Origin of the sequence: Murinocardiopsis flavida (genome assembly GCF_003014485.1) — a bacterium.
Taxonomy (GTDB): domain Bacteria; phylum Actinomycetota; class Actinomycetes; order Streptosporangiales; family Streptosporangiaceae; genus Murinocardiopsis; species Murinocardiopsis flavida.
In genome coordinates this window covers 232800-242912 of sequence record NZ_PYGA01000010.1, presented here as the reverse complement: position 1 = coordinate 242912, position 10113 = coordinate 232800, and the positions used below count along the sequence as shown (strand labels likewise).

General features: G+C 72.7%; 7 protein-coding genes. 3 read left to right on the top strand and 4 right to left on the bottom strand.

Annotated features, from left to right (window positions below; translation table 11 throughout):
- Positions 1 to 808 precede the first annotated feature (808 nt).
- On the bottom strand, positions 809 to 1798 hold the full coding sequence (locus CLV63_RS15835) for a dihydrodipicolinate synthase family protein (protein WP_106583785.1): 990 nt from the start codon (positions 1796 to 1798) through the stop codon (positions 809 to 811).
- A gap of 261 nt (positions 1799 to 2059) precedes the next feature.
- Positions 2060 to 3202 (bottom strand): mandelate racemase/muconate lactonizing enzyme family protein, encoded by a 1143-nt coding sequence (locus tag CLV63_RS15830; protein ID WP_211301329.1) that lies wholly within the window; start codon positions 3200 to 3202, stop codon positions 2060 to 2062.
- 174 nt (positions 3203 to 3376) lie between these two features.
- Between CLV63_RS15830 and CLV63_RS15825 the strand changes: the two genes are divergently transcribed.
- Complete coding sequence (locus CLV63_RS15825) at positions 3377 to 4360, top strand: LLM class flavin-dependent oxidoreductase (protein WP_106583784.1); 984 nt, start codon at positions 3377 to 3379, stop codon at positions 4358 to 4360.
- Positions 4361 to 4402: 42 nt separating this feature from the next.
- Here the strand turns inward: CLV63_RS15825 and CLV63_RS15820 are convergent, their stop codons facing one another.
- A complete protein-coding gene (locus CLV63_RS15820; RefSeq protein WP_106583783.1) occupies positions 4403 to 5647 on the bottom strand; it encodes a helix-turn-helix domain-containing protein in 1245 nt (414 codons plus the stop codon).
- A 526-nt stretch (positions 5648 to 6173) separates the two neighbouring features.
- On the opposite strand from CLV63_RS15820, the gene CLV63_RS15815 reads away from it, so the two are divergent.
- Positions 6174 to 6818 (top strand): response regulator, encoded by a 645-nt coding sequence (locus CLV63_RS15815; protein ID WP_106583812.1) that lies wholly within the window; start codon positions 6174 to 6176, stop codon positions 6816 to 6818.
- 449 nt (positions 6819 to 7267) lie between these two features.
- On the opposite strand, the gene glpK is transcribed toward CLV63_RS15815, so the two are convergent.
- A complete protein-coding gene (gene glpK / locus CLV63_RS15810; protein WP_106583782.1) occupies positions 7268 to 8743 on the bottom strand; it encodes a glycerol kinase GlpK in 1476 nt (491 codons plus the stop codon).
- Positions 8744 to 9012: 269 nt separating this feature from the next.
- Between glpK and CLV63_RS15805 the strand changes: the two genes are divergently transcribed.
- Positions 9013 to 10038: a 6-phosphofructokinase gene (locus tag CLV63_RS15805; RefSeq protein WP_106583781.1), complete on the top strand. Its 1026-nt coding sequence runs from the start codon at positions 9013 to 9015 to the stop codon at positions 10036 to 10038.
- Positions 10039 to 10113: the final 75 nt, after the last annotated feature.

Below are 10113 nucleotides of genomic sequence, written 5' to 3'. Positions count from 1 at the left end.
CTCGCCAACGCCCAGCCCCTGTGCCGCGCCCACAACCTGGAGAAGGAACACCGCCGCGCCCGCAAAGACCTCCACCGCACCCGCACCCGCCCGCCGCCCACCGATCCCCCCGGGCCGCCACCCCCCAGGCCCTGACCCACCCCACACCAGGAATGACCCGCCGGGACCCCCACCCCGGCGGGCCACACCCACGCCCCCACCACAACCGGCCCCCGCCAGCACACCCGTGATCAACGCTCGCAGGAATTCACACCCGACCGACAGCGCCGTCCAGCCGTAACGTGGCACCGCAGTCGCACACCAGTTCCGCCCATCAGTCCGTGCAGGTTCACCCCCGCATGCGCGGGGCTTGGTGGAACGGCAAGGCCGGGTGCCTCGACGCCACCGGTTCACCCCCGCGTGCGCGGGGCTTGGAACGCGATGACGATGATCGCGACGACCACCGTCGGTTCACCCCCGCGTGCGCGGGGCTTGGAGTTAATGACCTGGGGCTTTGTGGCGTGTTGTTGAAACGTGATGGACGGCTCTGGTTGGTGATCTCTCCCTGTTGCTGCGATTGAACGGTTTGCACCGCTGCCGAACCGCGTCGAGCAACGCGGGAGAGAAGGGCTTCTCCGCATCCGCGGACACCGGCTGCCTGAGTTTGTCGAGTGAACCACGCGCACGCCCGTTCGCCGGAGGAGCCCCTTCTTTGCTGGGCCTCCGGGTGCCGATCGAGGTCACGGGGTGCTGCGGGGCGGGTGGGTGTGTGGGCGGTTGGATCTTGTGGGAGCGGTGTTGGCGGCGGGCGAGGCTGTTTCTTTGGAGGTCAGGGCTGTTCGTCGAGCAGGCGGAGGCAATCGAGGACGGCGGTGCGCTCTTGTCGGGACGGGGGTGGGCCGAATGGGTCGTTCGCCGCGTCCTCGGTGATGAGTCCTTCCTCGACGGCCGCCCACATCATCCGCTGGATGTAGCCCTCGATCGGGGCGTGGAAGGTCACCGCTGCGAAGGCGTCCAGCCGGGCGGATGCCGCGAGGAACGCGGCGCTGTCGCCGTCCGTGAAGCTGCGCAGCACCCGGGCGGACAGTTCGACGCGGGCTGCCGCGATGCCGACGAGCGCGGCCTGCGCGCCCCACTGGAACGACGGGCCGTACATGCGGTCCTCACCTGTGATGAGCAGCGCCCCGGTGTCCTGCCCGGCCGCCAAGGCGTCCTGGCAGGCGACGGCGTCGAATAGCGTGGCGGTCTTGATCCCCGCTGTCCAGGGCCGCAGCAGGAGCTCGCGGACGAGCGCCGGCGGGTAGGGGTAGCCGCCAGCCTCGCCGTGAAGCAGGAACGCCACGACGGGCAGGCCGGTCGTCTCGGCGACGCGGTCGTGCAGGTCCAGGACGCGGGCGTCGCGGTCGGGCAGCGCGCGCAGCGCGGCGCACGGGTAGACCATGATCGCGTCGGCGCCCAGACCCGCCGCGTGCTCGGCCATGGCGAGGGTGGCCGCGACCTGCTGCTCCGCAGTGTTGGAGGGGACGCCGTGCGGTACTCCGGCGCCCGCGACGATGGGAAGGTCGGTCGCCGCGCGCCAGACGCCCATGACGCTCGCGCGCTCCCGCTCGGACAGGAACAGGCCTCGCCCGGTGTGCGCCCAGACGGCGACCCCGCCCACCGTGTCGTGCCCGGGCCCGCCGAGGAGCCCGGCGGCGTAGGCGGCGAGGGCGTCGGGCAGCGGCCTGCCGTCGGTGTCCATGGGGGTGAAGGCGGCGGGCAGCAGGGTGCCGCGCAGCCGCTCGGCCAGTGCGGCGGCCGGTGCCTCTGGGGACGTCATGGGTGCTCCACCTAGGTTTTGGGGTCGTTCTGCCGGTGTGAGGTCGGTCTGCCCGTTCGCAGGTAGGGATCGCCGAGGGGCGTCGGGTGCGTTCGGCGGGTCGTTCGGCATGGTCGCGCCCCCTGATGGCTCACGGAGCCGGGTGCCTCGTGGCGCGTCTGGTCGGCGTGGTTCACGGAGCCCGGTGTCTCTGCGCGCGACCGATCGGCATGGTTCACGGAGCCCGGCGCCTCATCGCGCGACCGGTCGGGGCCCGGCGCCTCATCGCGCGTCCGGTCCGCTGTCCGTGATGGGGCCGAGGCCGGGGACGGTTGGGACTGCCACCGTGCCGCCGCCGGCCGCGGCGAACGCCTCGGGGGCCAGCGGCTCGTCCCGGACCATGAGCGGGCCCACCAGGTCGGGTGGGACGGTCGCGTGCGGCAGAGCTGCCGACAAGTGCAGGGCGGCGAGGGTGGCGACGCCGAGTTCCGGCATCGACCCGATCTTCACCGCGAGCCCCGCCCCCGCTGCGACGGCCGCCACCTGGAGCGCCCGGTACAGCCCGCCGACCTTGAGGATCTTGATGTTGATGATGTCAGCCGCGCCCAGCGCCGCGACCTGGTGCGCCTGGTGCAGGGACTGCACGCTCTCGTCGGCCATGACGCGCAGCTCCAGGCGTTCGCGGAGCCGCGCCATCCCGGCGACGTCCCAGTGGGGGAGCGGCTGCTCGACGATGGCGAGCCCGGCGTCGGCCATGCGGGGCAGCACTCGTTGCGCGGTGGGCAGGTCGTAGCCCTCGTTGGCGTCCATCGACAGTTCGACGCCGGGCGGCAGTGCGGCGCGGACCTCGCGGACGAGGGTGAGGTCGCGTTCGGGGTCGCCGCCGCCCTTGACCTTGATGTGGCCGAATCCCGCGGCCGCGCGCTCGACGGCCTCGGCGACGGAGTCCTCGACCGGGGCGAGGCCCACCACCCAGGTCGAGGGGACCTTGGCGCGCACCGCCCCGCCGAGGAACCGGTGCGTGGGCAGCCCGGAGAGGCGGCCGGCCAGGTCGTGCAGCGCGATGTCGACCCCTGCCTTGGCGATGCGCTGGCCGCGCAGCGCGGCGTCCATGCGCGCGTTCGCTGCGGCGAACGCCATGGGGTCGGTGCCGATGAGCGCGGGGGCGAGGTGGTCGCGGATCGCCGCGGTGACCCCGGCCTCGGTATCGCCGCTGTAGGCGGTCATGGGCGAGGACTCGCCGGACCCGGTCGTGCCGTCCTCGGTGCGCACCTCGACCACGACGCTGGTGAGCGTGGTGCTGACGCCGCTGCTGATCGCGAACGGGCGGACGTAGTCGGCGGACACGGAGCGGGTGCGGATCTCGGCGATGCGGGCCGAGGCGGGCGCGACGGCGTCGTCCGCCGCGGTGTCCAGAATGCTCACGCGGAGTGTCCCCTTGCTTCTTTTGCACCAAAGGCTCTTTACGGCCTAGACCGTAAGTGGCAATGTCTGGGGTGTCAACGTCCCGCGGCCCGCCACCCGGCACCGCGGCCGACGGCTCTCCAACCGATCTCCCACAGAGCTTCCAACGAACTTCTACCGACAGCGGAGGACTCCATGCGGCTGGGGCTCTACCTCAACCTCTACCGGCCCGACGGCGGCCCGGTGTCGCTCACCGAGGCGGTCGAGCAGGCGCGCCTCGCCGAGGAGGCCGGGTTCGACTGGGTGGTGCTGGGCGAACGGCACCTGCACCGCGCCGGCTACCACGAGGTCCTCACCACCCTCACCTGGCTCGCGGCGCACACCGACCGCATCGGCCTGGCGACAGCGGGGATCATCGCCCCGCTCTACCACCCGGTGCACCTCGCCCAGCAGCTCGCGCACATCGACGCGCTCTCCGGCGGCCGCCTCACCGCGGGCTTCGTCCTCGGGTACCGACCCGAGGAGTTCGCGCTGTTCGGTGTCGAGAAGGCGGAGCGGGTGGCGCGCTTCGAGGAGGCGCTGGAGATCCTCCGCCGCCTGTGGACCGAGGAGTCCGTCGACCACGAGGGCCGCTTCCACCGGCTGGACTCGGCCTTCCTCAGCACCCGCCCGGCCCAGGACCCGCGCCCCCGCATCTGGAACGGCGGCCGGGTCTCCGCCGTCCTCGAACGCACGGCCCGCATGTGCGACGGCTGGACGACCTCGTTCAACGAGACCGACGCCGAACTGCCCGGCAAGATCGCCGAGTACCGCGGGCTCGAACGGGGCGAGGGGACGCTGGACTCCGAGGTGATCGTCTGCCGCGAGGGGTTCTGCGCGCCGACCGCCGAAGCCGCGCGGGCGGCGCTGGAGGGCCCGTTGCGCGGCCTCTACGACGACTACACCGGGTGGAAGCGCACCTCGATGGACGCCGCCCGCTACGCCCAGGACTGGGACCCGATCGCGGCCCGCTCCGTGATCGGCACCCCCGAGGAGTGCGCGGAGCGGTTGGCCGCGTACAGCGCCATGGGCGCCGATGGGGTCGTCCTGCGCATTCAGCCGCCCCTCATGCCGCACAAGGACGCCATGGGCGCGATCGAGGCGTTCGGCAGCGGAGTCCTGCCGCTCCTCCATCGCTGACCGGTCACATTCGGGGGCTGACCGGTCACAGAGGCCGACCGGTCACATCTGGAGGAGGTAGGCCACGGGGGGCCGCCCGGTGCGGCCCTCCTGGCGGCCCCCGAGCGGCACCGCCAGCCCGGCGTGCTCCATACGCTTCAGGATCCGGCGCGCGGTCCGCTGCTGGACGCCCAGGTGGTCGGCGACGTCCAGCGCGGTGATCCCCTCGCCGCTGCGGACGCCGGAGAGCGCGTGCAGGCGTGTCAGCGTCTCGCGGCGCAGCCCGACCCGGTGGGCGAGCAGGGGGATGTCGTCGGTGCCGCGCGGCGGGTCCGCGGCGGCGGACGGCTCCGCGGCGGGCGGGTTCGCACCGGCGAGCACGACGTCGACCTCCTCGTTGAGGGTGACCACGGCCGCGTGCCGACCGACGTGCGCGGCCCGGTTCAGCGCGTGCCGCGCCCGAGACTCCGCCTCCGCAGCGGTGCGGCCGACCCCGAACCCGGCGTGCGCCGCGGGGTGCCGCGCGCTCAACCCGCCGAGCAGCGGCAGCCGGGTGAACCCGGCGGTGTGGTGTTCGAGCAGCCCCCGGGTCGTCACGAGCATCCGCACGCCGTCGTCGCGCGTCGCCGCGGCGGCGCCGAGCAGCGCAAGTTCGGACTCCGGGGGTTCACCGGGCACGTCGATCAGCCCGATGGCGACCTGGGCGTCCCCGATGTGCCGCCCGGAGGCGGTCAGGACGAGGGAGCGCAGCGCGGCGGCGATCGAGTGCCGCGACGGGGTCAGCCGGACGGCGGGCAGCACGGGGTCGAGCGCCGCGAAGGCCGACCCGAGGCAGGTCACGGCGACCTCGGTGCCGTCGTGCTCGCGCGCCTCGCGGTGGAACCGGACGATGTCCTCGGAGCTCAGCGAGGCGTCGTAGGGGAGGACCCGCACGTGCCCCGTTGGCAGCCGCGCCTCGGTCAGCGTGTCGACGACCTGGTCGCGCGCGAGCGTGTCGATGGAGATGCGGGTCACGTCGTGGCCGAGCCGGAGCAGCTCCACCAGCGCCCGCAGCAGGGTGGCCCCGCTGTAGGAGACGTAGCCGGCCGGGCGCCGCAGCACACCGGCGTTGCTCGCGCGGGTGTAGGCGATGACCCCGGTGAACAGCAGGGCGTCGGTGTCGGCCTGGCCGTCGCGCGCCACCTCGGGCGCCAGGTCGACGTGCGGGTAGGGCAGGGCGACCAGCCGGGTGCCCGGCAGCGAGTCGGCCACCGTGAGCACGCGGGCCACCAGGTCCTCCGGACCGACCACGCCGACCGTGACGCTCATGCGACCTCCACCACTGAGCCGGTGCGGCGCGGCGCCCCCGGGGCCACCGCGCACCGGCCGAACCGCCCGCGCGGGCCCGCCCTGTACTCGCCGATGGGCCGCACCGTACCACCAGAAATTTCGGTCCAGACCGTAACCAGGATAGCGGTGTGCGCGGCGGTGCGGGTCACCTGATCGGCGCGCGTCGTGCGCCGTGCGGTGCTCGCCGCGCCCCACGCGCCGCGCGAACCCCGAGTGCCCGGTATCGCGCGGTCCACTTGACCAGCGCCCGGCATGCGCCCCACCCCGGGTGCCGGTACCGCCCCGTCCACCTGATCGGCGTGCGGGGTGCGTGCGGCGGGGAGCGGATCGCTACAGTCGCCCCATGGACGCGAACCCGAGTGGCCGAGCCGAGGAACAGTCCCCGACCACCGCCGACGCGCCGGAACCCGCGGCCGGAACGGGCGACCCGGGCGGCGCGCCCGCCGCCGACACCGCCGCCGACACCGCCGCCGACACCGCCGCGGGCGACCGCGCCGTGCGCGTCATGGTCGTGGACGACCACCCCATGTGGCGCGACGCGGTCGCGCGCGACCTCGCCGAGTCGGGGATCGAGGTCGTCGGCACCGCGGGCGACGGCGCCCAGGCCGCGCGCATCGCCCCGGCGGTGCGGCCGACGGTCGCGGTGGTCGACCTGCAACTGCCCGACCTGTCGGGGGTGGCGGTCACCGCGCGGCTGCTCGGCCTGGACCTCGGCCTGCGCGTGCTCATCCTGTCGGCCAGCGGCGAGCACCAGGACGTCCTCGACGCCGTCAAGGCGGGGGCGACCGGGTACCTGGTGAAGTCGGCCGGCCGTGAGGAGCTGATCGACGCGGTGCGCCGCGTGCACAACGGCGACGCCGTGTTCACGGCGGGGCTGGCCGGCCTGGTCCTCGGCGAGTACCGCCGCCTGGCCGCCGCGCCGCCGCCCGCCGACGATGACGACACCCCCCGGTTGACCGAGCGCGAGACGGAGGTGCTGCGGCTGGTCGCCAAGGGCCTCACCTACAAGCAGATCGCGGCCCGGCTCACGCTCTCCCACCGCACCGTGCAGAACCACGTCCAGAACACCCTGAACAAGCTGCAACTGCACAACAGGGTCGAACTGGTCCGCTACGCCATCGACAAGGGCCTGGACGACGACGAACGCTAGGTGTTCTGACCTGAGAGGTTAGGTACGCGGGTGGCGGGAGGGCCGCACCACGGACCTCCGTTCCCGCGGTCGAAGCGGTGCTCAGGCTGCCGCTCCGCGCGAAGCGCGAGCGGCGCGAAGCACCACGGCCCGCATCGACAGCCAGACCCTGGGCACAGCGGCGGTCGCCAGCGGTGTCCGAGGTCTGGCGGAGAACCTTCGGCGTGGTGTTTCGCGCCGCCGGATGCTTCGCAATCGCGGCGGCAGCCTTCCTCGCTCCTGCGGGCTGTCCTGCTTCACCGCGCGGCAGCTGTGAAGCACCGCATCGACGGCGCCGTGTCGGCGGGTCCGCGCGCGCATCGGGGCCGCCGCCGTGGGTACGGCGGCGGCCCCGACGCGGTGGGGGTGCTGCGGGCCCTTACCGCAGGCCCTTACGGCCGTCTCTGGCAGTCGGCCCTTGCGGCCGGCACCTACAGGTTGGCCCAGCCCTTCGAGCGCTCGACGGCGGTGCGCCAGCGGGTGTAGGCGGCGTCGTCGCGCTCGCCCGGCTCGAAGCGGCGGTCGAGCTTCCAGGTGTCCATCAGCTCGTCGGTGGACGACCACACGCCGGTGCCCAGCCCGGCGAGGAACGCCGCGCCCAGCGCCGTGGTCTCCTGGATCCGCGGCCGTGCGACGCTCACACCGAGCTGGTCGGCCTGCATCTGGCAGAGCAGGTCGTTGGCCGATGCGCCGCCGTCGACGCGCAGTTCGGGCAGTGACGTGCCCGAGGAGGTCGCCATGGCGTCAACGACGTCGCGCACCTCGAACGCGATGGCGTCGAGCGTGGCGCGGGCCAGGTGCGCCCGGCCCGTGCCGCGGGTGATGCCGAAGATGGAACCGCGGGCGTAGGGGTCCCAGTCGGGCGCGCCGAGCCCGGTCAGCGCCGGCACGAACACCACGCCGCCGGAGTCGTCGACGCTGCGCGCCAGTGCCTCCGACTGCGGGGCGCTGTCGATGAGCCCCAGGCCGTCGCGGAGCCACTGCACTGCGGCGCCCGTGACGAAGATGGCGCCTTCGAGGGCGTAGTCGATGCGGCCGTCGGGGTGCTGCCACAGCACGGTCGACAGCAGGCCGTGCTCGGGCGCGACCGCTTCGTCGCCCGTGTTCACCAGGACGAACGAGCCGGTGCCGTAGGTGCACTTGGACGAGCCGGGGATGTAGCAGTTCTGCCCGAACATCGCGGCCTGCTGGTCGCCGGCGATACCGGCGATGGGCAGCCGCAGCCCGAGGAACTCGTCGGGCTCGCTCTCGCCCACGGTGCCGTAGGAGGGGACGACCTCCGGCAGCGCCGACCTGGGGACGCCGAACAGGTCGCAGAGCTCGTCGGACCACTGCCCGGCGCGGATGTCGTAGAGCAGGGTGCGGGAGGCGTTGGACGCGTCGGTGACGTGCTTGGCCCCGCCGGTGAGCCGCGAGATGAGGTAGGAGTCGACCGTGCCGACGACGACCTCTCCGGCCTCGACACCGCTCCAGGCGCGCTGGTCGTTGCGCTTCATCCAGGTGAGCTTGGTGGCGGTGAAGTAGGGGTCGAGCCGCAGGCCGGTGAGCTCGGTGACGCGGGGCTCGTGCCCGGCGTCGCGCAGCTCCGTGCAGATGCCGGCGGTGCGGCGGTCCTGCCATACGATGGCGCGCCGCGGCGAGGAGCCCCGCTTGCGGTTCCACAGCACGGCGGTCTCGCGCTGGTTCGTGATGCCGATGCAGGTCGGGGCGTCGTCGGTGATGTCCAGAGCGGCCTGGCACGCGGCGAGGGTCGCCTGCCAGATCTCTTCGGGCACGTGCTCGACCCAACCGGACTCCGGGTAGTGCTGGGCGAATTCTTGGTAACCGCGTGCGAGAACGACGCCGTTCTCGCTGACCACCAGAGCAGTGACACCGGTCGTCCCGGCATCGATGGTGAGCACGGACATGGGGTTGGCCTCCAGGTGCTTCGACGACTATGGTCTAGACCATGTGACGGATGTGGAGCCGCACCGGCGGGTGCTGGGCGTCATCCGGGGGATTTACCCCGATTCGGGAAATTCTCAACGCTTCCAGGGTGCGATTCCGTGATGCCCGTCACTGCGTTGTCGTTAGGCTGTCGGTGACGAGCCGCGAGGTCAAGACTGACAGCAGCGCACGGGGCGCGCGTAGCGTCGTGGCCTGGTGTTTTCATAAATTATCTGCGAGGAGTGCACGCATGCGAGTCGGTGTCCTGACCGGTGGCGGCGACTGCCCGGGACTGAACGCGGTCATCCGCGCCGTGGTCCGGAAGGGGAACAAGGACTACGGGTACGAGTTCGTCGGCTTCCGCGACGGCTGGCGCGGCCCGCTCGAAGGCGACACCATGCCGCTCGACCGCGCCGCGGTCAGCGGGATCCTGCCCCGCGGCGGAACCATCCTCGGATCCTCGCGCACCAACCTCATGAAGATCGACGGCGGGGTCGAGCGGGTCAAGGACAACATGGCCGGACTCGGCATCGACGCGCTCGTCGCCATCGGCGGCGAGGACACCCTCGGTGTCGCCACGCAGCTCACCGAGCGCGGCGTCAACGTCATCGGCGTCCCCAAGACCATCGACAACGACCTCAACGCCACCGACTACACGTTCGGGTTCGACACCGCGGTCAACATCGCCACCGAGGCCATCGACCGGCTGCACACCACGGCCGAATCGCACCACCGCGCGCTCATCGTCGAGGTCATGGGCCGCCACGCGGGCTGGATCGCGCTGCACGCCGGCATGGCCGGCGGTGCCAACGTCATCCTGATCCCCGAGCGCCCCTTCGACATCCACCAGGTCGTCGCGCACGTCGAGAGCCGCTTCAAGACCAACTACGCCCCCATCATCGTGGTCGCCGAAGGCGCGCACCCGCAGGAGGGGCAGATGGAGCTCGCCACGGGCGAGACCGACTCCTTCGGCCACGTCCGCCTGGGCGGTATCGGCCAGCGCCTCGCCGAGGAGATCGAGTCGCGCACCGGCAAGGAGGCCCGCTCGGTGGTCCTCGGCCACGTGCAGCGCGGCGGCACCCCCTCGGCGTTCGACCGCGTGCTCGCCACCCGGCTGGGCGTCAACGCCGCCGAGGCCGTGCACGCGGGCGACTTCGGCAAGATGGTCGCCCTCCAGGGCACCAACATCGTGCGCGTGCCGCTGGCTGCTGCCACCGAGAAGCTCAAGACCGTCCCGGTCGAGCGCTACGAAGAGGCCGAGGTCTTCTTCGGCTGATCCCGTTCCCGGACGAATCCCGTTCCCGGACACCGTTCCCGGACAAGGGGGCCCGCGCCGCGCGGCGCGGGCCCC